Annotated in this window: 20 protein-coding genes; 9 read left to right on the forward strand and 11 right to left on the reverse strand. The window is 73.6% G+C overall.

Going from position 1 to position 22,027, the window contains the following annotated elements; all coding sequences use genetic code 11:
• The first annotated feature begins 31 nt into the window (after positions 1-31).
• Positions 32-1,306: an MFS transporter gene (locus tag PV350_RS30240; RefSeq protein WP_500337085.1), complete on the forward strand. Its 1,275-nt coding sequence runs from the start codon at positions 32-34 to the stop codon at positions 1,304-1,306.
• Between the two features lie 67 nt (positions 1,307-1,373).
• Here the strand turns inward: PV350_RS30240 and PV350_RS30245 are convergent, their stop codons facing one another.
• Positions 1,374-1,826: a lipocalin-like domain-containing protein gene (locus tag PV350_RS30245; protein ID WP_499509220.1), complete on the reverse strand. Its 453-nt coding sequence runs from the start codon at positions 1,824-1,826 to the stop codon at positions 1,374-1,376.
• A gap of 125 nt (positions 1,827-1,951) precedes the next feature.
• Between PV350_RS30245 and PV350_RS30250 the strand changes: the two genes are divergently transcribed.
• Entirely contained in the window at positions 1,952-2,581 is a 630-nt protein-coding gene (locus PV350_RS30250) for a cysteine hydrolase family protein (protein WP_500337087.1), read from the forward strand.
• A gap of 1 nt (position 2,582) precedes the next feature.
• Positions 2,583-4,160, forward strand: coding sequence for an aldehyde dehydrogenase (NADP(+)) (locus tag PV350_RS30255; protein WP_500337089.1), 1,578 nt, complete (start codon positions 2,583-2,585; stop codon positions 4,158-4,160).
• A 23-nt stretch (positions 4,161-4,183) separates the two neighbouring features.
• Here the strand turns inward: PV350_RS30255 and PV350_RS30260 are convergent, their stop codons facing one another.
• The gene (locus PV350_RS30260; RefSeq protein ID WP_500337090.1) at positions 4,184-6,832 is read right to left on the reverse strand and encodes a tetratricopeptide repeat protein; all 2,649 of its coding nucleotides are present in this window, start codon (positions 6,830-6,832) and stop codon (positions 4,184-4,186) included.
• A gap of 62 nt (positions 6,833-6,894) precedes the next feature.
• Complete coding sequence (locus PV350_RS30265; RefSeq protein ID WP_499509224.1) at positions 6,895-7,920, reverse strand: terpene synthase family protein; 1,026 nt, start codon at positions 7,918-7,920, stop codon at positions 6,895-6,897.
• 274 nt (positions 7,921-8,194) lie between these two features.
• Between PV350_RS30265 and PV350_RS30270 the strand changes: the two genes are divergently transcribed.
• From PV350_RS30270 to PV350_RS30280, 3 genes are all read left to right on the forward strand, one after another.
• Entirely contained in the window at positions 8,195-8,737 is a 543-nt protein-coding gene (locus tag PV350_RS30270; protein ID WP_499509225.1) for a hypothetical protein, read from the forward strand.
• A 76-nt stretch (positions 8,738-8,813) separates the two neighbouring features.
• Positions 8,814-9,593, forward strand: coding sequence for a class I SAM-dependent methyltransferase (locus PV350_RS30275; protein ID WP_500337092.1), 780 nt, complete (start codon positions 8,814-8,816; stop codon positions 9,591-9,593).
• 22 nt (positions 9,594-9,615) lie between these two features.
• Complete coding sequence (locus tag PV350_RS30280; RefSeq protein ID WP_499509227.1) at positions 9,616-10,581, forward strand: GNAT family N-acetyltransferase; 966 nt, start codon at positions 9,616-9,618, stop codon at positions 10,579-10,581.
• A gap of 39 nt (positions 10,582-10,620) precedes the next feature.
• Here the strand turns inward: PV350_RS30280 and PV350_RS30285 are convergent, their stop codons facing one another.
• Together PV350_RS30285 and PV350_RS30290 are read right to left on the reverse strand one after the other, a co-directional pair.
• A complete protein-coding gene (locus PV350_RS30285) occupies positions 10,621-10,887 on the reverse strand; it encodes a hypothetical protein (RefSeq protein WP_499509228.1) in 267 nt (88 codons plus the stop codon).
• A gap of 78 nt (positions 10,888-10,965) precedes the next feature.
• Positions 10,966-11,775 carry an NAD-dependent epimerase/dehydratase family protein gene (locus PV350_RS30290; RefSeq protein ID WP_500337094.1) on the reverse strand — a complete coding sequence of 270 codons (810 nt, stop codon included), beginning with the start codon at positions 11,773-11,775 and terminating at the stop codon, positions 10,966-10,968.
• A 257-nt stretch (positions 11,776-12,032) separates the two neighbouring features.
• Here PV350_RS30290 and PV350_RS30295 point away from each other — a divergent pair, with 257 nt between their 5' ends.
• The 3 genes from PV350_RS30295 (at position 12,033) to PV350_RS30305 (ending at position 16,844) form a co-directional block, all read left to right on the forward strand.
• Complete coding sequence (locus tag PV350_RS30295; RefSeq protein ID WP_500337096.1) at positions 12,033-13,190, forward strand: hypothetical protein; 1,158 nt, start codon at positions 12,033-12,035, stop codon at positions 13,188-13,190.
• An 80-nt stretch (positions 13,191-13,270) separates the two neighbouring features.
• Positions 13,271-14,209, forward strand: coding sequence for a GNAT family N-acetyltransferase (locus tag PV350_RS30300; protein WP_500337098.1), 939 nt, complete (start codon positions 13,271-13,273; stop codon positions 14,207-14,209).
• A gap of 541 nt (positions 14,210-14,750) precedes the next feature.
• On the forward strand, positions 14,751-16,844 hold the full coding sequence (locus tag PV350_RS30305; RefSeq protein WP_500337100.1) for a PhoX family protein: 2,094 nt from the start codon (positions 14,751-14,753) through the stop codon (positions 16,842-16,844).
• Between the two features lie 49 nt (positions 16,845-16,893).
• On the opposite strand, the gene PV350_RS30310 is transcribed toward PV350_RS30305, so the two are convergent.
• The 6 genes from PV350_RS30310 to PV350_RS30335 all read right to left on the reverse strand — a co-directional run bounded on the left by PV350_RS30310 (position 16,894) and on the right by PV350_RS30335 (position 21,937).
• Positions 16,894-17,928: an LLM class flavin-dependent oxidoreductase gene (locus PV350_RS30310; protein WP_499509233.1), complete on the reverse strand. Its 1,035-nt coding sequence runs from the start codon at positions 17,926-17,928 to the stop codon at positions 16,894-16,896.
• Positions 17,929-18,018: 90 nt separating this feature from the next.
• Positions 18,019-19,263 (reverse strand): cytochrome P450 family protein, encoded by a 1,245-nt coding sequence (locus PV350_RS30315; RefSeq protein WP_499509234.1) that lies wholly within the window; start codon positions 19,261-19,263, stop codon positions 18,019-18,021.
• On the reverse strand, positions 19,263-20,516 hold the full coding sequence (locus PV350_RS30320; RefSeq protein WP_499509235.1) for a cytochrome P450: 1,254 nt from the start codon (positions 20,514-20,516) through the stop codon (positions 19,263-19,265). The genes PV350_RS30315 and PV350_RS30320 overlap by 1 nt, the downstream gene beginning before the upstream one ends.
• The gene (locus PV350_RS30325; protein ID WP_499509236.1) at positions 20,513-21,157 is read right to left on the reverse strand and encodes a GTP-binding protein; all 645 of its coding nucleotides are present in this window, start codon (positions 21,155-21,157) and stop codon (positions 20,513-20,515) included. Before PV350_RS30325 ends, PV350_RS30320 begins: the two co-directional genes overlap by 4 nt.
• On the reverse strand, positions 21,138-21,497 hold the full coding sequence (locus tag PV350_RS30330) for a DUF742 domain-containing protein (protein WP_499509237.1): 360 nt from the start codon (positions 21,495-21,497) through the stop codon (positions 21,138-21,140). The genes PV350_RS30325 and PV350_RS30330 overlap by 20 nt, the downstream gene beginning before the upstream one ends.
• Positions 21,494-21,937, reverse strand: a complete 444-nt coding sequence (locus tag PV350_RS30335; RefSeq protein WP_499509238.1) for a roadblock/LC7 domain-containing protein — start codon at positions 21,935-21,937, stop codon at positions 21,494-21,496. Before PV350_RS30335 ends, PV350_RS30330 begins: the two co-directional genes overlap by 4 nt.
• Positions 21,938-22,027 lie beyond the last annotated feature (90 nt).

The raw sequence follows: 22,027 nt of genomic DNA on the forward strand, positions 1-22,027 counted from the left end.
CCTCCCGCCCGCGAACCCTCCGCGAGGACCCATGACCACCGCAGCAACCCGCCCGGACGTCAAGCGGGGAACCCTCCCCGTCTTCGCCACGGCGACGGCGATCACGGTCGCCAACATCTACTTCACCCAGCCCCTCCTCGACCAGATCGCCCGCAGCTTCGGCATCTCCGCCTCCGCCGCCGGCCTCGTGGCCACGGCAGGACAGATCGGCTACGCGCTGGGGATCGTGGCCGTCGTCCCGCTCGCGGACCGCGCCCGGCTGCGCCGGCTGTCCAGGGTCCTGCTGGCGGTGACCGCCGTCGCGCTCCTGGGGGGCGCCCTGGCCCCGTCCGTCGCCCTGCTGGGGATGGCGACCCTCGTGCTCTCGGCGAGCACCGTGCTCCCGCAGGTGATCATGCCCACGGTCGCGTCCATGGCCGCCCCCGGCCAGGCCGGCCGGGTGCTGGGGGCGGTCGGCACGGGGCTGACGATGGGCGCCCTTCTCTCGCGCACCGCCTCCGGGCTCATCGCCCAGGCCGCGGGCACCTGGCGGGCCGGCTTCCTCGTCGCCGCGGCGGCCACGGCGGCGCTGCTGCTGGTCCTCCCCCGCTACATGCCGGCCGGGCGCCCGCCGGGGGCCGCGGCCTCCGGCGGCTACGGGAGCCTGCTCGCCTCGCTCCCCCGACTGCTCGTGGTCCACGCCCCGTTGCGCCTGTCGGCCGCGCTGGGGGCGACGGCGTTCGCCTCCTTCTCGGCCTTCTGGTCCACGCTCGCCTTCCACCTCACCGCGCCGCCGATCGGGCTGGGCCCCGCCGTGGTCGGCCTCTTCGGCCTGTGCAGCGTGCCGGGCGCCCTGGCCGCCCGCTACTCGGGGCGGCTCACCGACCGGTGGGGGCCGCTGGGGGTCAACGCCCTCGCCGTCGCCTCGGCACTGGCCGCCTTCGTGCTCTTCGGGGTCGCGGGGCGGTCGCTCCTCGTCCTCGCCGTCGGCTGCAACCTCCTCGGCTACGGGGTGACGAGCGGTCAGATAGCGAACCAGGCACGCATCTTCAACGCCGGGCCGGAGATCCGGGGGCGACTCAACACGGTGTACATGTTCGCGGTCTTCGGTGGCGGCGCCACCGGTTCCGCCGTCGCCGGGGTGCTCTTCTCCGCCTTCGGCTGGCGCGGCGTGGTGGCGGGCGGCCTGGGCTTCCTGCTCCTCGCGGGCCTCACGCTCGCCTGGCACGGCCTCCGCGCCCACCACACCGACCCCCGGCACAGCGACGACGCCGAGCCCGGACAGGCCGGCGCGGACACCGCCACCGCTCCCGCCCTGCGGCGATAGCCGCGCTCCCCCTCGGAGCGCGGGCCCCACCGCCCGCGCTCCGCACCCCCCTTCCCGGGGGCCGCCACTACCGCCCGTCGCGCTCCCAGGTCAGGACGCCGGTGCGCAGCGCCCCCCAGATCCTGGCGGCGCCGGGCAGGCTCAGCCGGAGCCTGCGGCCGTCCAGGTCGGCGATCCGCGTCTGGGAACCTCCCACCCAGTTGGGGAACAGGCTCAGCTCGACGTGGTGGACGACCGTGTCCCCCGCCGGGACCTCGAAGGTGCCGGCGTACGCAAGGTAGCCCGCGGCCGCCGCCGCCAGTTCCTCCGGCAGCCCTTCCTCGAGCCGCCCGTGGCGGAAGCCCGGCCGCCCGACCCGCATGATCTGGGCCGCCATGTGGCCGTCCGGCCCGTACGCGATCAGTCCCCGGGGCCGCGGCCCGAAGGGCTCGACGACCTCCCCGGTCCCGACGTCGGTGGCCTCGTAGGACACCAGGCGCCAGGCGCCGATCAGGGATGTGCGCAGTTCATCGGGGGTCATCGCCGTACCTCGCTCACATGCCGGGCGCCCGGGGGCGCCGTCCTTGACTTTCAGGATGACGAGAGTAATCCTGAATGAGGAATGAGGATGATGCAAATACTCCAGATTGGAAAGGAATACTCGTCATGACCGACACCTACCACCCCACGCGCACCGCGATCCTGCTGGTCGACCCGTACAACGACTTCCTGTCGGAGGGCGGCAAGGTCTGGCCCGCGCTGGAGGGCGTCGCCACCGAGGTCGGCCTGCTCGACAACCTGCGCGCCGTCGTCGGCGCGGGACGCGCGGCGGGCCAGAAGGTCTTCTTCGTCCCCCACCGCCGCTGGCAGGAGGGCGACTACGAGGACTGGGAGCACCCCAACCCCACGCACCGCATCATCCAGGAACGGCACACGTTCGCCCTCGGCACCTGGGGAGGCGAGTTCCACCCCGACTTCCGGCCCGCCGACGGCGAGGTGGTCATCCAGGAGCACTGGTCGCAGAGCGGGTTCGCCAACACCGACCTGGACTTCCGGCTCAAGCAGCACGGCATCACGCACGTGATCGTCGTCGGCCTGCTCGCCAACACCTGCATCGAGTCCACCGGCCGCTTCGCCATGGAGCTCGGCTACCACGTGACGCTCGTCCGCGACGCCACCGCGGCCTACCGCCCGGAGATGATGCACGCCGCCCACGAACTCAACGGCCCCACCTACGCCCACTCCATCACCACCACCGCCGACCTGCTGGGAACCCTGGAGAACGGAGACCACTGACATGCGACTGACCGGAGAGATGCTGATAGGCGCGTCGTCCGTCCCCGCGTCCGAAGGCACGATGAAGGCCCTCGACCCGGCGACCGGCGAACCGGTCGGACCGGAGTTCGCGCTCGGCGGGGCGGCCGAGGTCGACCGTGCCGCCCTCCTGGCCGACGAGGCCTACGACACCTACAACCGCACCGGCCTCACGGAGCGCGCCGCCTTCCTGGAGCTGGTCGCGGACCGGCTGGACGGGATCAAGGGCGAACTGGCCGAGCGGGCGGCGCTGGAGACGGGCCTTCCGGCCGCGCAGCTGGAGGCCGAGGCGGCCAAGGCCGCCGGGCAGTTCCGGCAGTTCGCCGACGTGGTGCGCCAGGGCCGGTTCCGGCAGGCCGCCGTCGACCCGGCCCGGCCCGATCGGCAGCCCAGGCCGCGCATGGACCACCGCATGCAGAAGATCGCGATCGGTCCGGTGGCCGTCTTCGGCGCGAGCAACTTCCCGATCTCGTACTCGGTCGCCGGCGGCGACACCGCCGCCGCGCTCGCGGCGGGCTGCCCGGTGATCCTCAAGGCCCACAACGCCCACCCCGGCGCCTCGGAGCTGCAGGGGCGCGTCATCCAGGGCGCCGTCGCCGACTCCGGGCTGCACGAGGGCGTGTTCTCGATGGTCCGGGGAGCGGGCAACGCGATCGGCGAGGCCCTGGTGGACCACCCGCTGGTCAAGGCGGTCACCTTCACCGGCTCCGAGGGCGGCGGCATGGCCCTGTACCGCCGGGCCCAGCTGCGCCCCGACCCGATCCCGGTCTTCGCCGAGATGACCAGCGTCAACCCGACCTTCGTCCTCCCGGCGGCACTGGCGGCGCGCGGCGGCGAGATCGGCGACGGCTTCGCCGAGCGCATGCTCGTCAACGTCGGCCAGGCCTGCCTGAAGCCGGCCGTGCTGCTCGCCGTCGACGGCCCGGGCTACGCCGCGATGCGCGAGGCGGCCGCGGCACGGGTGGGCGTGATGGGCGCGCGGACGATGCTCACCCCCGGCATCCACGACGCGTACGGCCGCGGAGCGCAGCGCCTGCGCGACTCCGGGGCCACGACCGTGACGGTCGGCCCGGAGCCCGAGGGCGCCTACGAGGGCCGCGCGCAGCTCCTCGAGGTCGACGGCGACCGGTTCCTGGCCGAACCCGCGCTGGCCGAGGAGGTCTTCGGACCGGCCGCGCTGCTGGTCCGGCTGTCCGGCGTCGAGCAGATGACGCGGGTGGCCCGGAGCTTCCGCGGCCAGCTGTCGGCGACGATGCACCTCGAGGAGGAGGACCACCCGCAGGCCGCACGCCTGCTGCCGGTCCTGGAGCGCCGTACCGGCCGGATCGTGGTGAACGCCTTCGCCCACCCGCAGGAGGTCGGCCACGCCACCATCCACGGAGGCCCGTTCCCGGCCACCACCGACAGCCGCTTCACCTCGGTCGGCATGAGCGCGATCGACCGCTTCCTGCGGCCCGTCACCTACCAGGGCTTCCCGGACGCGCTGCTCCCCGAGGCTCTGGTCCCGGCCAACCCGCTGGGGCTGTGGCGGCTGGTCGACGGGCAGGTCACCCGCGACTGAACCGCCGGGCGCGGCCGGCCCCGTCACGGGAAACGGGCGAGTTCCTCCCGGGTACGGGCGATCCAGGGGTGGTCCTCGCCGAGGTGGCGCACGCGGTCCTGGAGGACCTGGCGCAGCAGCCGGGCGGCGCGTGGGGCGTCGCCCGCCGCGCCGACCGAACAGGCGTGGGCGTTGCGGCTGTTGAGGGTGGAGGGATGGTCGTCGCCGAGGACGCGGGTGCGGTCCTGGACGAGGATCTCCAGCAGGTCCGCGGCCTCGCCGTGACGGCCGGTGGCGGCCAGGCAGCGGGCGCGCCCGCCGCGTGCGGTGAGCGTCTGGGGGTGGTCGTCGCCCAGGCGCTCGCGGCAGTCGTCGACGAGCTGCTCGTACCGGGCCGTCGCCTCGGCCGCCCTGCCCGCCCTCAGGACGCAGCGGGCGTGGGCGGCACGGACCGCGAACAGCTGGGGGTGCCCGTCGTCGAGGATCTCGCCGCTCTCGGTCAGCAGCGCGCCGAGGAGTCGTACGGCCTCCTCGGCCGCCCCGGCCTCGCTGAGGAAGACCGCCTGGTAACGCCGCCACAGCAGCGGGATCGGGCTGTCCGGCCCGTGCACGGCGGCTCCGCGGCCGTCCTCGATCAGGTCGCTGAGCAGTGCCGATGCGCGGCCGGGGTCGCCGGCCTCGCCCAGGAAACGGGCATGGCCGTGCCGGGAGGCGAGGGTGTCCGGGTGGAGCGGGTCGAGGACCTTCAGGCAGTCCTGGAGGAGTTCCTCGAACAGCCCGGCGGCGCGGGCGGCATGCCCCGCCTCGCCGAGGAAGTGGGCGTGGTGGCGGCGGTTGTTGAGGGTGTAAGGGTGGTACGGGCCCTGGGTGCGTGACCGGTCGGAGACCAGGCTGTCGAAGAGCCGGGCGGCCTGTGCGGGGCGGCCCGCGTCGCCGAGCAGGTAGGCGTAGCCGTACCGGCTGCTGAGGGTGTGCGGGTGGTCTGCGCCCAGCAGGCGGGTCCGGTCGGCCAGCACGGACTGGTATTCGGCGACCGCCTCCTCGAGCCGTCCGGTCTCGCCGAGGAACAGCGCCAGGTTGTTGCGGCTGTTGAGGGTGTGGGAGTGCTCGCGGCCGAGGACGCGCGTGCGGTCCTCGATGACGCCGCGCAGCAGGTCCACGGCTTCGGCGGGGTGGCCGGCCATGCCGACGTAGCGGGCGTGGGAGTTGCGGTTCTCCAGCGTCTCCTTGACGTCGGGGCCGCCGCGCCGCTCGGCCTCCGCGACCAGTTCGCGGTACAGGTCCGCCGCGCGCCGGGGATCTCCGGCCTCCCCCACGCACGTGGCGTACCACTGCCGGGGCAACTGCCCGGGGTCGGCACCGGCCTTGTCGAAGGCGGCCATGGCGTGGTGCAGGTCACCGCGCTGGTAGGCGGTCGCGCCGATGTCGAGGGCGCGCACCGGGTCGGCGTGGTCGATGAGGATCTCCCACACGGCGTCCGGGATGCGCGGCGGCGGCACCTGCTCGTCCAGGGTCTGGTGCAGGTAGTCGAAGGCCAGGTAGGCGCCGTCGTCACGGGGCAGCAGCAGGCTGGAGGTGGCGTGCAGGGGGTCGGTGGCCCAGCGCAGTGCCTCCTCCCACGCCTCCGGCCGCAGGCTGGTGCCGCCGCGCAGGTCCAGGTGGATCTCGTGCAGGCGGCGCAGCACGTCCTCGGGCAGCGGCTGGTGGTAGCCCGCGCGCCGGGCGTCCACGGCCCCTGCGACGAGGGCGGCGGCCCGGGGACGGGCGCCGGCCGCCCACGCGTTGCTGAAGTCGTCGAGCAACTGGGGCGCCGCGGCGAGGTACTCGGCCACCCCGCGGCTGCCGGACCGGGCGTCGTTGACGGCGGCCCTGATCCTCGGGTCGTCGGTGTGGCGCCGGGCCCGGGCCAGCTCCGCCTCGCTCCAGGTACGGTCCACCCGGACGACCGAGGCCAGCCGCAGCACCTCGCGCCCCGAGCGCAGCACGTCACCGCCGGGCTCGTCGTCGGCGGCGGAGCGGGCGCCGAAGCGGATGTGCTGACGCGCGCTCATGGTCGCCACGACGGCGACCCGCGCCGGCCCGGCCTCCAGCAGCCGCTGCACGTGACCTGCCGTCAGCCCGCCCGCGCCGAGGTAGTTCTCCAGGTCGTCCAGCCACACCACGGACTGCTTCAGCCGTGGCACGGTGTCCGCGAGGGCGACCATCGCCTCACGGCTGTCCGGGACGACCAGCCGGTAGCGCGGGAAGTGCTTGCGCACCACCTCGTAGGCCAGGCGCGTCTTGCCCGCCGTGGAGTCCCCCACCAGCAGCAGGAAGCCCTGGCCCCCGCTGAGCACCGCCTCCGCCTGCGGCATGGCGTCCCGGCCGACGAACACCGGGACACGGCCGAAGCCGGCCGTCCCGCCGCCGCCCGGCGCGGCCGGGTGGACGCCGAGACCGATGGGGTCGTCCACGTCCGCCACCAGCGGCGCCGTGCCGCGCCGGGAGATCCGCAGCAGACCCGGCAGCGCCCGTCTACGGCCCGCCGACTGCTCCAGCGCCCTGCCTCCCGAGGCGGCCACGGTCTCCGTCGCCGCCCCGGCGACCGCTCCCGCCGGGCCGAACAGCAGGGTCAGGGCGGGCCGGGCCAGACCGGAGAACACCCTGAGCAGGTAACCCGCGGCGCCCGTGGTGCGGTCCCTCCCGGCAGCCATCGCGTACTCCCCCGTTCCCCCGGTCGTCCCCTGCCGTGGTGCATTCCCGGTGGCGCCGCCGGCTACCCACCGGGGGCGTGGTAGCGGGCGGAGGCCAGGGAGAAGTCGAGGAAGCCGCGGGCCCAGGCGTGGATGCCGTCCGCGTACTGGCAGACCGCGGCCAGCTGCCCCGGGGTGAGGTCGGTCGCGAGGGCGGTGGCGTACAGGTCGCGTGTCGCGGTGCGCAGGGCGGCGACGCGGCGGGCGTGCCACAGCCGTGTCTCGTCGATCGCCTCGTCCAGCGTCAGGCCGTGGTGGTGGCGCAGGACGAGGACCAGGTTGGTGGTCTCCCCCGAGCGCAGCTCCTTCTCCACCGAGAACAGGTCGTTGGTCCAGCCGATGACGTCGGCGGCGGCCTCGCGCAGCGCGCGGCAGGCCGGCGAGAACCAGATCGCCGGGGGCAGTTCCGCCTCCTGGGCGTACTCGATGAGGTCGAAGCACCAGCCGGTCGCGCCGGAGACCCGCCGCCAGGAGACGTAGGCCTCGGGGGTGGGCACCTCGTCGCCGGCGCGGATCCTGATCATGTCCTGGTTGGTACGGATCCACCCGAGCAGGTGACGGCGGAAACGGTCGCCCCAGGCGGGCCCCATGGCGCCGGTCACCCGCGGCATGAGTTCGCCCAGGACGCGGACGGCCGGCGGCGCCGACGCGGGGACCTCCCACCCGCAGCCGCCGACGGCGCGTGCCATGGCCTCCAGTTCCGCGCCGGTGCCCTTGGACGGGCCGACGTCGCTGCCGTCGTCGACGGCGAACATCCACAGCGTCAGCCGGGCCAGCTCCGTCAGACGGGCCGGGGTCGCCCATGGCCACACGTGCGCGGCCATGGCGACCTGCCGTTCCCGGCCGGCCTGCCCCGAGGTCAGCGCGGACAGCAACCCGGCCCGCAGCGCCCAGGCCATGACGTGCGGTTCCACCTGCCGCAGGCCGGGGTTGAGCAGCGACGGGCCCGGTACGCGGACGGGCCCCCCGGCCCGGCCCCGTGCGGTCCCACTGTGCGCGGCCCATGCCCCCGGGCCGTCGAAACGAACGAACGCAGATGTCTTCCCCACCGGATTCCCCCCTTCCCGGGCCGTCGGCGACCCGGGCAAGGACTACGACTTCGAGCCATCCCCGTCCCGGTTCCTACCCAGCGTTCGACTTCCGGACGCCCGGAACGGGCAGCCGGCGTCAGAGCTATGTCGAAACCGGGCGGACGGGAACCCGGTCCGTCCACGATGCGTCATGATCCGGGCGGGCACCGATCGCCCGCACCGTTCGCGTTCGCCTTCGCGTTCACCCTCGCGTTCACCTTCGTGTCCACGTTCACGTTCATCGAGGAGAGAAGTGCACAGACACCGCCGCCCGTACTCCGCCGCCGTGGCCGCCGTGCTCCTGGCCGCCCTGCTGGGTGCCTGCGGGAGCCCGGACTCCGGCGCCGTGGCCGGATCCGGACCGTCGGCCACCGCTTCCGCCGGCACCGGCACCCCGGTGGTGAAGGCGGTCCCGCCCGTCACCGGAGCGCTGGACGACCACCGGCACGTGGCGCGCAGGACGGCCCCCGCGCGGCGCCCGCACATGGTGCAGCGGTGCACCGACCGCACCCGGCGGGTGAAGCACACCTCCTCCAAGGGTTCCGGCAAGCGCAAGTCGACCCGGACCTGGTACACCACCGAGCACTACCAGGACTGCCGCAAGGTCCAGCAGGGCACCGAGTCCTACACCCGTGTGGTGTCGGCGGAACGCTGGTGCGTCGAACTGGACGACGTCGGCGGCGACCGCACCCGCGACGACGTCTGGTACAAGGTGGACGCCACGACCTACGGCACGGCCGTCGGCGCCGAGGAGGGCACCCCGATGTCCTTCACCCCCCTGGCGTCCGGCTGCTGACGGCGCACCGCCGGGCGGCGCCGGCCCGGCGTAATCCGGATGCGTTCCGCCCGGCGCCTCTGCCATCCTCGCGCCCATGTCCACGTTCCAAGATCTCCTCGCCGAAGGGGAGGCCGTCCCGACCGAGGGATGGGACTTCTCCTGGTTCACCGGCCGCGCCACCGAGCAGCGCCCGTCCTGGGGCTACACCGGGCTCCTCGCCGAGCGGACGGCGCGGGCCGAGGCCGTGCTCGACATCCAGACCGGCGGCGGGGAGGTCCTGGCCACCGTGTCCACCGCCCCGCCGGTGGTCGCGGCGACGGAGTCCTGGGCGCCCAACCTGGAGATCGCCCGCCGCAACCTGGCGCCCTTCGGCGCCACCGTCGTCGAGGCCGACGACACGGCAGACCTGCCCTTCCCCGACGGCCACTTCGACCTGGTCGTCAGCCGGCATCCGGTGGTGACCCGCTGGGACGAGGTACGGCGGGTGCTGCGTCCCCGGGGCACCTACCTGTCCCAGCAGGTCGGCGCCGGCTCGGTGCGGGAGCTGACGGACTACCTGATGGGGCCCCGGCCGGTCGCCACGCACACACGGGACCCCTTCACGACCACGGCCGGCTCCAGCGGGGTCGAGGCCACCGCACGCGCCGAAGCGGCGGGCCTGGAGGTCGTGGACCTGCGCCAGGAGGCGCTGCGCATGGAGTTCCACGACATCGCCGCCGTGGTCCACTTCCTGCGCAAGGTCATCTGGATCGTGCCCGGGTTCACGGTGGACGCCTACCGCGAGCAGCTGGCGCGGCTGCACGACTTCATGGAACGGCACGGACCCTTCGTGGCGTACTCGCAGCGCTATCTGATCGAGGCCCGCAAGGGCTGACCACCGAAAGAGAGACACCCCTGTGATCGCGCCGACCACGACCACCAGGCCGTTCGCGGCGTCCGACGTCGATGCCGCGGCCGGCCTGCTCGCCGCCCGCCACCGCCGCGACCTCGCCCGGGACGCCGCGCTCGACGCGGGTTTCATCCAACCGGCCGCCTGCGCGGCCCTGCTGCGGGACGCCTGGGAGCAGGGCGCGCGGGGCGCGGTCGCGGAGACCGCGGACGGCACGCCCGCCGGGTACCTCCTCGCCGTGCCCGGCGACGACGGCCGGGGACGGCACGTCTGGACCGGCCCCGGGCACTACGCGGCACGCGGCGAGGACGTACTGCGCGGACTCTACGCGGATCTGTCGGGTCCGTGGCTCGCCGACGGCCGGCTGCACCACTACGTCGTCGCGGCCTCCGGCGACCTGCCGGTCTGGCTGTCGCAGTGCTTCGCCTACGAGCAGGTCCACGCCGTGACGGACCTGGCGACGGAGGCGGCCGGCTGCCACGACGACGTGCGCGCCGCGGGGCCGTCGGACCTCGCCGCACTGGAGCCGCTGTTCCGCCTGGTCGCCGACGCGCACGCGGGCCCGCCGGTCTTCGCCTTCATCGAGCCGTCCTTCTACGAGGGTCTGCGCCCCGGCCACTTGGAGCTGCTGGAGGACCCGGCCGTGTCGTACTGGCTCGCCGAGGGGCCGGAAGGGGTCCGGGGCTTCTGCGTCATGCGGCCGGTGCCCGACGACGAGGTCTCGCTGACGGCGCCGCGCGACTCGGTCGAACTGCTCCTCGCCGCGACCGTTCCGGAGCACCGCGGCAGCGGTGTGGGGCGCCGGCTCACCGAGCACGCCTTCGCGGACGCCGCCCGGCGCGGGTTCCGCGTGTGCGTGACGGACTGGCGGGCGGCGAACCCGCTGTCCTCGGCGTTCTGGCCGCGTCGCGGCTTCCGTCCCGTCGCCCACCGGCTGCACCGCCTCCTCGACCCGCGGCTGCTGCGGGGCTGACCTCGCGCAGGGCCCGCGCCGAGGAGGCGACCGGGGTGGTCACTCGACGACGCCGAAGTCCTCCGGGAACGTCTCCAGGAACGCGCGGCGCCGGGGGTCGGCCTCGGCTGCCGCCATCGCCTCGAGCACGTCGAGCAACTCGGCCCGCTGGGCCTCCGACATGCGGTCCACCACGGCCGCGACGCCCTCCAGTGCCGTCACGGCGTCGTCCTCGTCCATCTGTTCGTCGTCCGTGCCGTCGATGAACCAGGTGACGTCCACGAGCGCCTCCGCCAGGGCGTGGGTCAGCGAAGGGTACTGAGGCATGGGCGTGTTCTCCCCGTGGATGGTGGCTGCGGTGTTCTCCGGTATCCCATCACAGGCCTCTGACAACATTCTTCCGGGTCAGCGCCGAAGGTGCGCGAGCGTGACCTCGGGCAGGGCGTACGGGCCGCCCTGGGGCGCGGCCGGGTCCGGTTCGGCGTGGCCGTCCGCGGCGGTGAGGCGCGAGGCGTGCTGCTCGGCGTCGTCGACGGGGGTGTAGTCGAGCACCGACGGGTCCGGGAGTTCCCAGAAGCGGCGGGTGTTGGCGGAGACGGCGTACGCCGTGGCGTGGCGCACGCCGGGCGGCGCGTTGAGCGCGGCCCGGATCCAGCCGACGGCGTCGCGGTGGCTGAGCCAGGTGGCCAGGTGGCGGGGCTCGCCGGGTTGCGCCTCGAAGCTGCCGATGCGCAGGCAGATCACGGAGAGCCCGAACTTGTCGGCGTAGAGCCGTCCCAGCGCCTCGACGGCCGCCTTGCTGACCCCGTACAGGCCGTCGGGGCGCACCGGTTCGTCCGGGGCGGTGCGGTGCCCGGCGGGGTAGAAACCGGTGACGCGGTTGCTCCCGGCCAGCACGACGCGGCGGATGCCACCCCGCCGGGCGGCTTCCAGGACGTGGTGGGTGCCGAGGACGTTGGCCTCCAGGAGGTCGGCCAGCGGGGCCTCGTCGGGGATGCCGCCGAGGTGCAGGACCCGGTCGACGCCCACCAGGGCGGACCGCACGGCGTCGGCGTCCCGCAGGTCGACGGTGTGCACCTCCTCGTTCGCGGTTTCCGCGACCAGCGGGACCCGGTCGAGCAGGACCAGCCGTGCCGTCTCCCCGCGCAGTGCGGCGCGCACCACGGAGCCGATGGTGCCCGCCGCGCCCGTGATCGCCAGCGCTCCCACCGTCATGGCCAACTCCTCGTCCCGCAAAGCCCGTTCCGTCGCGCACCGGATCATTCCACGGGTCGGTGGCGGATCTCCCTGACGGGGCGTCATTCACCCTCCGTTGGCATGGCGTTCCCGTGCGGTTTCGCAAGCCCGGCACGCCGGGGGCGGATTGGCGCGGGCCCATGGGGGACCGTTTATGCTCTGCACCGTCATTGGATAGTTGTGAACTCAACCACGTTTGGCCGTCGAGGGGACAGCGCGCCATGAACCGTCCGGGGATGTCGATCAATCAAGTGCGGATAGCCGTGGCCTTGCTCAGCCTCGCGCTGTTCGCCCAGACGGCGTTCTGGCTGCTCTACGACATCGTTGTCCGCGGTCTTCCGGGCGCCTGGTCGCTGTGGACCACCGGGTGGGTGCCGGGGCTGTCGGCGACCTCCTCGCTCGACCTCGGCCTGGCGGCGCTGCAGCTCTGCGCCGGTCTGGCGGCGCTGTTCCGCACCCGCGGCGCGGGCGGCCTGCTGGTGACCGCGTGCACCGTGACCCTCGGCTTCCGCCTCCCCGCGGTCTGGTACCTGCTGCTCGACTCGCCGTCCGACCCGTGGTTCGGCACCCTGAAGGGTGCCTCGCTGAACGCCGTGGGCAGCACCGCAGTCCTCGCCGTGGTGCTCACGCTCATCCTGGGAGCGCTCCTCCTGCTCGCCCGGCACATGGAGTACGAGGCCGCCGCCGCGGACTCGGTGACGGGCGGCATCCGCCCGGTGAAGGTGACGGCCACCGCCTCCGGGCTGCTGCTCGCGGTGCTCAACGTCTTCTACATCGGCCGCAACGCGGTGACGGCCGTTCAGGTCGGGCCGGGTGTGCTCAGCGACCTGATCGTCGGCAAGGGCAGCGGGCGGGCGATCCTCGCGGTGCCGTCGCCGTACCAGTGGGTGTGCCTGACCGTGCTGTGCGGGGCCGGCATGCTGCTCGCGGCCCGGCGGCGGCCCACCGCCCCGGGCTTCTCGGTGGGCCTGTCGCTGTTCATGATGCCGTCGGCCTTCACGGAGCTGTGGGGCTACGCGGTCGGCACGATGCCCGTGACCGCCGTGGACACCGTGCAGAGCCTGCTGGAGTTCGTCGGTTCCGCGGCGGTGGTGGCCCTGATCGTCGGCGACGTCCGCCGCGACCGCCGGCCCGACGACGCCGACCTCGACGTCTTGGCGCCCGCCGTGCCGAGGGAGGTCGCGGCGGCCGTACGAACCGCACCGTCCGCCCTCGCCGCACCGTCCGTACCGACCGTACCGGCCGTACCGTCCGCACCACCCACCGCCGAGGACGCCGACACGGCGGAGGAGAGCGGCGGGGCCGTGGAAGTCACCGTCCCCGCCCAGCGCGGCGCAGATGCCGAGGCCGACGCGGAAGCCGACCGTCCGGCGACCGAGGCGGCCGACGCCTGACGCAGGCACCGTCCCCGCCGGACCGGCTCCGCGGCGAAAAACATTTGCGCGGGGCCGGTACCGGTACCGACAGTGGCGGCATGCCCATCACCGTACGGCCGGCCGCCCCCGAGGACGCCCCCGTCATCTGCGAGTTGCTCAACGCCGTCGACGTCGTGGAGCTAGGGCAGCCCGAGACCGACCTGGGAACGGTCGAGTCGTCACTGGTCCACCCCGAGGCCGACCTGGATCACAACTCCTGGCTGGTCTTCGAGGACGGCACGCCCGTCGCGTTCGGGCTCCTGTGGGACGACTCCGGCGCCGAACGCATCGACGTCGACCACTACGTCCTGCCCGCGCACCAGGAGGCCGGGGAGCGGCTGCTGGACCTCCTGCAGGACCGGGCCGCCGGGCGCGCCGCGGAGAACGGCGTGGCCCGGGCCGTCGTCCATCTCTCCCTGAACACCGCGCCCACCATGGACACCTCCCGTCTGACGCGGCGCGGCTGGAAGACCGTACGGCGCTACCACGTGCTGACCCGCCCGCTGTCCGCCGCCGCGGACACCGTCCCCGAGCCGCCGCCCGGGCTGACGCTGCGCGACTGCACGGAGGAGGCCGACCGACGCCGGGCCCACGAACTCCTGCAGGAGACCTTCGCGGAACACTTCGACCACCACCGGCGTACCTACCCGCAGTGGCTGGACGACCTCGGCTCGGGCATCGACTGGTCCCTGGTGTGGATCGCCTCGCTGGAGGGCGCGGGGGACGTCGGCGTGGCGCTGACCCGCGACGACCGCGCGGCCATGGCGTGGATCCGCAGCCTCGGGGTGCGCAAGGAGGCGCGGGGCCGAGGCATCGCCGGCCACCTGCTGCGCCACGCCTTCGGGGTCTACGCCGCCCGCGGCCGCGACATCCTCGGCCTGGGGGTGGACACCGACAACACCACGGGGGCCCTGCGCCTGTACACCGCGCACGGCATGGGTCTGCACTTCGCGGTGGACACCTGGGAAGTGACGCTGCCGGCGGCCGACCGGGCGTGAGCGGGGCGGGCGGGGACGGATCCCGCCCGGTGAACCCGCCCCCCGCGCCGGGCTGTCCGAGTCGGCCGGGTACCGACCGCTCCCGCTCGCCCCGCCACGGGAAGTGCCTCGGCGCCTCCGGCCTCCAGCGCCCGCGCGGTCGCGTCCCAACGCCCGTGGGGGAAGGACGGGACAGCCTCCCCGCGGCCGTCCTCCCCGCGCCCCTCGACGACCTCCTCCAAGGCCGTGCAGCCCGCGTCGTACCAAGGCTCGCCCTGCCGGAACCGGCCGCGACCCGCCGGTACGCGGTGTGCCCCCCCAGCAGGCAGATCACGGGCGGACCCCGGTCGCCGCACGAGCAAGCGTCGTGCCGTCGGGAGCCGTGAGGACGGGCACGGCCACGGCCGTGTACGCGGCCTCCGCGCGGGGGCAACCGCCCGGCGGCACCCCCGGCCGCGCTCACCGGTTCATGCGCGGTTCACGTTCCGGCCACCCCCGCGAGAACAGGGCTCTTTACCATCCCATGGGATTCGCTATACCGGAACATAGACTTGGAGGCACTGTGCGGCCGCACAGACTTCTTCCGCTCCTCCCCCGCCACGACGGTGGCAGGTCCGCCCTCACCTGCCGGTTCAAGTGCGGTGACGCCTGCGCCCACGAGGCCCCGAACACCAGCGGCAACGCCTACCTCGGCGACGTCGTCGCCGACGCCCTCTCCCGCCGCACCATGCTGCGGACCGGTGCCGTGGTCACCCTGGCCGCCGCCGCAGGAGGCATAGCCGTCACGTCCGGTACCGACGTGGCCGCCGCCGCCCCCGAACCGAAGCACGGGGGTCACGGCGGCGGCACCGTCGACCCCGACGCCGCCAAGGGCCTGCGCTTCCGGCCCGTCGAGCCGAACACCGTGGACGCCCTCGTCGTCCCCGAGGGCTACGCGCAGAGCGTCGTGATCCGCTGGGGCGACCCCATCCTGCGCGGCGCCCCCGCGTTCGACCAGGCGCGGCAGACCGCCGCGGCGCAGGCCGGCCAGTTCGGCTACAACAACGACTTCCTGCACCTGTTCGACCTGCCCGGTGAACGCGGCCGTCAGGTGCTCGTCGCCAACCACGAGTACACCGACGAGATCCTCATGTTCCCGGGCTACGACGCGGCCGACCCCACCCGCGAGCAGGTCGAGATCGCGTGGGCCGCGCACGGTCTCAGCGTGGTCGTGGTCGAGGAGGACCGGCACTCCGGCCGCCTGTACCCGGTGAACCGGCACGGCCTGAACCGGCGGGTCCACACCAAGACGGCCTTCCGGCTGACCGGCCCCGCCGCGGGCAGCCCCCTGCTGCGCACCAAGGCCGACCCCACCGGCACGAAGGTCCTCGGCACCCTCAACAACTGCGCCGGCGGCACCACCCCGTGGGGCACCGTGCTCTCGGGCGAGGAGAACTTCAACCAGTACTTCGGCAACGCGGCCTCGGTCACCGACCCGGTCACCGCGGAGCGGCTGAAGCGCTACGGCATCGCCGGCGCGGCCAGCGAGCGCAAGTGGGAGCGGTTCGACGACCGCTTCGACCTGGCCAAGGAGCCCAACGAGGTCAACCGCTTCGGCTGGATCGTGGAGCTCGACCCCTTCGACCCGGACTCGACGCCGCGCAAGCACACCGCGCTCGGCCGCTTCAAGCACGAGGCCGCGCAGCCGCGGCTCACCGATGACGGCCGCCCCGTCGTCTACATGGGCGACGACGAGCGCTTTGACTACATGTACAAGTTCGTGGCCAGCAAGGCGATGCGGCACGGCAGCGGCCGGGCCGTCCGCGAGCACAACCTGTCGCTGCTCGACGAGGGCACGCTCTACGTCGCCCGGCTCACCGGCGACAGCCCGGCCGCGGAGTTCGACGGCAGCGGGAAGCTGCCCTCGGACGGCGAGTTCGACGGCTCGGGCGAGTGGATCAAGCTGGCGAGCGGCACCACCTCCTTCGTGGAGGGCATGACCGCCGAGGAGGTCTACCTCTTCACCCGGATGGCGGCGGACAAGGCCGGCGCCACGAAGATGGACCGCCCCGAGGACGTCGAGCCCAGCCCGCGCACCGGTCGCGTCTACGTGGCGCTGACCAACAACACCAACCGCGGCAAGGCCGGCTCCGCCGGCCCCGACGAGGCCAACCCGCGGAGCAACAACAAGCACGGGCACGTGCTGGAGCTGGCCGAGTTCTTCGACGACCCGGCCGCCGACCGCTTCGCGTGGCGGCTGTTCCTGGTCGCCGGAGACCCTTCGGACCCCGCCACCTACTTCGCGGGCTTCCCGAAGGACGACGTCAGCCCGATCTCGTGCCCGGACAACGTGGCCTTCGACCCGCACGGCAACCTGTGGATCTCCACCGACGGCGCGCCCGGCACCCTCGGCACCCACGACGCCCTCTTCGGCGTCGCGGTCAAGGGTGACAAGCGTGGTCAGGTCCGGCAGTTCCTGAGCGTGCCCAAGGGCGCCGAGACGTGCGGCCCGATCGTCCAGGACCAGCGTGTCCTGGTCGCGGTGCAGCACCCCGGCGAGACCGACGGCTCCACGTACGAGAACCCGTCCTCGCGCTGGCCGGACGGCGGCAAGCGGATCCCCCGCCCCTCCGTCGTCGTGGTGTGGCGCAAGGACGGCCGCGACATCGGCGTGTGACCCCACGGCCCTGCCCGGCGTGCCGGGCGGGGCCGCTCCGCGGTGGCCGTCAGGGAGCCATGGCCGCCGGACGGCCGAGGGCCGGTCCGAGCCGGGTGGCGATGTCGGTGAGGATCTGCACGTAGTCCTCGGGCTCGAAGGCGAACGGCAGCGCGAAGGCGACCTCGTCGACCTCACGGAAGGCCACGTGCGCGGAGAGCCGCTCCGCGATCTCCTCGCAGGTGCCGACCAGGTCGGGGGCGAACAGCAGCCGCCCGGGCCCCTGCGGGCCGGCGGTGCGCGGCAGCCGCCGGCGGGCGTACTCCAGGTACTTCTCGCGCTGGCCGGACGAGGCGCTGTCGGTGGGGACGACGACCAGTCCCTGCGAGACCCGGGCCCGCTCGCCGTCGGGGTGTGCGGCACGGAAGGCGCGGATGTGGGACAGCTGGATCGCCGCGAAGTCCTCGGACTCCTCCGGCTCCTCCGCCTTGACCACGCTGCTCGTCAGGAAGTTCATCCCGTGCTCCCCGGCCCACCGCGCCGAGCGCAGGCTCCCGGCGCCGTACCACATGCGGTCGCCGAGCCCCGGGGAGTACGGCTGGACGCGGTCGGAGAAGACCTCGAAGCCCTCGGTGCCGCTGAAGGCGGTGGCCTGCTCGCCCCGGACGAAGCCCAGCAGGCGTTCCACCCGGGTGTAGGAGAAGTCCTCCTGGCCTGCCGTGTCCGGGTAGAGGGCGCCGCCGACCTCGTCGAAGTGCATCGGCGGGCCGACGCTGACGCCCGGGTTGAGGCGGCCGCCGGACAGCAGGTCCACCGTCGCCAGGTCCTCGGCCAGTCGCAGCGGGTTCTCCCATCCCAGCGGGATGACGGCCGTGCCGAGTTCGATGCGGCTGGTGCGCTGCGAGGCGGCGGCGAGGACGGCCACGGGCGAGGAGATGCCGAACTGCAGGTGGCGGTGGCGCACCCACGCGCTGTCGAAGCCCAGTCGCTCGCCCAGCTGGATCATCTCGAGCGTCGCCTCGTGCCCGCGCCGCGGGTCGGCCTCGTCGAACAGCCCGATGGTCAGGAAGCCCAGCTTGCGCAGCGGCCTGCCGTACGACGGCACGGCGCCCTCCTCGTCGCGGGGTCGGGCGGGACCGGCACCGCCCCGCTCCGGCTCGAGCGGGGCGGGACGGTGCCGGACACCGACCGTAGGTCAGTTCACGGTGACCGGCAGCTCGTACAGGTCGTTCTGGGTGACCACGGGCTTGTTCCGCAGCTCCGTCGCCGGCACCGCCAGGTCGAGCTTGGGGAAGCGCTCGAAAAGGGCGGGCAGCGCCACCGAGGCCTCCAGCCGGGACAGCGCGGCGCCCGGGCACACGTGCGGGCCGTGGCCGAAGGCGATGTGCCGGATGGGGTGCTCGCGGGTGATGTCGAAGACGCCGGCGCTCGGACCGTGCTGCTTCTCGTCGCCGCCGATCGCCGCGTAGGAGACGATCAGAGCCTCGCCCTTGGCGATGACCTTGTCGCCGACGAGGACGTCCTCGGTGGCGAAGCGGATCAGCACGTGGGAGGTGGGCGTGGAGTGGCGCAGCGTCTCCTCCACCACCGACTCCCAGCTCGCCTTGCCCTCCCGCACCAGCGCGAGCTGGTCGGGGTGGGTGAGCAGGTTGACGACCGCGTTCACGATGAGGGAGATCGTGGTCTCGTGGCCCGCGGCGATCATCAGCTGCAGGGTGCTCTGGATCTCCGCGTCGGTGAGGTGGTCACCGTCCTCGGAGGCCGCGATGAGCGCGCTGGTCAGGTCGTCGCCGGGCTCGGCGCGCCGGTCGGCGACGGTCTTGGCCATCAGGGTCGCGAGCTCGCCGAGGGTGGCGATGACCTCGTCGGGCGGGGTCTGGGTGGAGAAGAACTTCTCGAACAGCACCTTCAGGCGCGGCAGGTGGGCCTCGTCGATGCCCATCAGCTCCTGCACGACGTACATCGGCAGCGGGTAGGCGAAGGTGGCCTTCAGGTCCAGCACCTCGCCCTCACGTGCCGCCTCCTCGACGCGCTCCAGGAGACCGGCCGTCAGCTCCTCGATGCGGGCCCGCATCTGCTCGACGCGGCGGGGGGTGAGCGCCTGGGCGACCAGGGCGCGCAGCCGGCGGTGGTCGGCGCCGTCCACGGTGAGCATCGAGCGGCCGGGGTTGGCCAGGCCGATCAGCGCCCAGTCGGCGGGTATCTCACCGCGGGTGAAAGCGTCCCAGTGGGCGATGTCCTTCACCAGCCGCGGGTCGGTCAGCAGCGCGCGGGCCTCGGCGTGGTGCGTCACGGCCCACACCGGCACCCCGCCGGGCAGGACGACCGCGGCCAGCGGGCCCTCCTCGCGCAGCGCGGCGCTCTCGGCGACCAGGTCGCCCACCAGCGGGTCCAGCACGATCGGGGAGGCCGCGCGGTGGCCGGTGACCGGGCATTCCATCAGAGTTCTCCTAGCACGGGGGTGGGTGTGAAACGCACGGGGAGCTTGGTCATGCCCCGCAGCCACGGGGACGGACGGCGCACCAGTTCGGCGGGGTCGACAGCCAGTTCGAGGTCGGGCAGCCGGTCCAGCAGCACCTCGATGCCGGTGCGGGCGATGGCCTCGGCGATCTCCTGCGCCGGGAACGGGCAGCGGTGCTCACCGTGGCCGAAGGAGAACCAGGCGTTGTTGCCGTTGGTGGAGGCCCCGGCCTCCAGGTGCACCTGCGGGTCGGCGTTGGCCGCGGCGAAGCCGAGGATGAGCAGGTCGCCGGAGGCGATCTGGCGCCCGCCGAGCCGGGTGTCGCGGCTGGCCCACCGCCCGGCGATGTTCTGGCTGGGGGTGTCCTCCCACAGGACCTCGTTCATGGCCTGCCCGACGCTGTTCCGGCCGCCGGTGAACGAGGCGGCGAAGCGGTCGTCGGTGAGCATCAGCCGCAGCGAGTTCCCGATCCAGTCCGCGGTGGGCTGGTGCCCGGCCACGGTCATCACCATCAGGTCCTGCACGATCTCCTCGTCGGAGAAGTCGTACCGGTCGGCGAGCATCCGCGAGACCACGTCAGCGCCCGGCTGCTCCTTCTTCGCCTCGAGCAGCTCGGTCATCGCGGAGTAGACGTAACTCTGGCCGGAGATGGCGTCCGCGCCGCCGTCGACCAGGTCCTTGACCGCCTTCACCAGGCGGGGGCCCTGCTCCTCGGGGAAGCCGTAGAGCCGGGCCAGCACGCGGACCGGGAGCAGCATCGCGAACTCGTCGAGGATGTCCGCCGTGCCGCTGCCGCAGAAGGTGTCGACCAGCCCGTCGGCGTAGCGCTCGGCGTGGCGGCGCAGTTCGACCGCGTCGATGGCCTCCATGGCGTTGCCCATCATCGCGGCGCGCTGCCGGTGCCGCTCGCCCACGGTGTAGAGGATCGACGGCTGCTTGCGCCCGATCATGGGCAGCAGCGGCCAGTCGTCGGGGATGCGGTCCCACTGGTTCCACAGGTCCGAGTCGCGGCTGAAGAGCACCGGGTCGCCGGTGACGTGCAGCAGTTCCCGGTAGCCCAGCACGAGCCAGGCCGGTATGCCGCCGTCGAGCTCCACGGGGGCCAGGGCCCCGTGCTCGCGGCGCAATTCCCGGTACAGGGCGGCCGGTTCGACGTGGAAGCGCGGACCGCTGAACGGCACCGCCCCGGCGAACGGGCAGGCGCCGGCGGCCGCGGAGGGCTGACTGGTCACGGGGCGGTCCTCTCCCGGGGGCGCGGGCGGGCGCCGGACAGGGTCTGCAGGTGCTGGACGAGGGTGATGAGGACGTCCTTGGAGGACTGCCGGGACCGCGCGTCGCAGTCCACCAGCGGTACCCCGTCCGCCAGCGACAGCGCGTCGCGGACCTGTTCCTCGGTGTGCTTCGGCCCGCCGAAGTCGTTGCGGGCCACCACGAACGGGGTGCCGTGGTGCTCCAGGCGGTCGATGGCGTACCAGGAGTCGTCCAGCCGGCGGGTGTCGACCAGCACCACCGCGCCGAGCGTGCCGGAGAACAGCCGGTCCCACAGGAACCAGAACCGTTCCTGCCCGGGCGCGCCGAACAGGTAGAGCACGGTGCGCGCGTTGACGCTGATCCGGCCGAAGTCGAAGGCCACGGTGGTGGAGGTCTTCGCCCCCACACCGGCGAGGTCGTCGACCCCGGCACCGGCCTGGGTCATGGTCTCCTCGGTGTTCAGCGGACGGATCTCGCTGACCGAGCGGACCATGGTCGTCTTCCCGACGCCGAACCCACCGGTGATGACGATCTTCAGCCCGTTGTCGGCGCTCGCGTCGAGCGGCGCCCGCGGCCCCGGCGGGCCGGGAACGAGGCCGGGGTCAGAGGTTGCGTAGTCCAACGAGCACCTGCTCCAGGATCTCGGGGTCCGGCAGTTGAGCCGCCGTCCGGGCGGTACGGGGGTGCCGGGCGCTGATCCGGCCGGTGTCCAGCAGGTCGCACAGCAGCACCTGGGTGATGCCGACCGGGAGTCCCAGGTCGGCGGCGAGCTCCACGACGGCGGTGGGCCGGCGGCAGATCCGCAGGATCGCCGCGTGCTCGGACTGCATCCCCGGGACCGGATCGCACTCGGCGACCACCAGGGTCACCAGGTCGAACGCGTCGGACGCGGGCCGGCTGCGGCCCGACGTCAGGGTGTACAGCCGGTCCGGATCCTCCTCCCGGCCCGGGCGGGGTGTCATGCGCCGTCGCCGTCCTCACCGGGCACCTCGCGCGGGGGCGCGCTCAGGTGCTCACCGAGCTGCTCGACCAGCTCGTGCATGTTGTGGCCGATCAGGCCGACCTCGGCGTCGTCGGCGGCGACGACCGCGAGGTGGGCGCCGTCACCGGCCTCGACGATGAACAGGATCCCGCCGTAGAACTCGGCCATGGCCTGCCGCACGCCGCCGCTGCCGTCGCCGAACTCCATGGACGCGCCCTGCGACAGGCTCTGGATGCCGGCGGAGATCGCCGCGAGCTGGTCCGCCTGGTCCACCGAGAGCTCGGGGGTGCGGCACAGCTTGAGCCCGTCCCGGGACAGGACCAGGGCGTGGCGGGCGCCCGGGGTGCGCTCCAGCAGGTTCTCCAGCAGCCAGTTGAGCCGCTCGTCCGTACTGGTGTGGCCGGTGGCCGGTGCGGTCATCGCGCGTCGCTTTCTGGGGATGGGGCCGTCGCGTTGTACTCGTCGCGGTCCGCGGGGGGCGCGGACGCGGGTGACGGGTGGTCGGGGGCG

Origin of the sequence: Streptomyces sp. PA03-6a (assembly GCF_033792765.1) — a bacterium.
In the GTDB taxonomy this organism is placed as follows: Bacteria; Actinomycetota; Actinomycetes; order Streptomycetales; family Streptomycetaceae; genus Actinacidiphila.